Genomic DNA, 263 nt, shown 5'->3' on the forward strand with positions numbered 1-263 from the left:
CTAATGCAATAGAAGAACTAATCATTGCTAACGCACCTGGTTTTTTAGCTGGAGCAACTAATTTCGCCACCGCAATCATACTAAGCGCAATAAACGCTGCTCCGCCGCTCGCCTGCACTAACCTTGCGAAAATGATAATATCATAAGATTGATTCACAAATCCAACAATAGAACCAGCTACAAATATGATAATAGAAATAATTAATAGTCTTTTTACACTGTAACGATCAGCCAGCTTTCCATATATTATCGAACCAATACCG

At 38.0% G+C, this 263-nt stretch carries 1 protein-coding gene; it reads right to left on the minus strand.

Annotated elements, in window-relative coordinates; translation table 11 throughout:
• On the minus strand, positions 1 to 263 hold a 263-nt coding region (locus ACS2QP_RS27950), incomplete at both ends, for an MFS transporter (protein WP_438883096.1).

Origin of the sequence: Bacillus cereus group sp. Bce019, assembly GCF_051781745.1 — a bacterium.
Taxonomy (GTDB): Bacteria; Bacillota; Bacilli; order Bacillales; family Bacillaceae_G; genus Bacillus_A; species Bacillus_A cereus.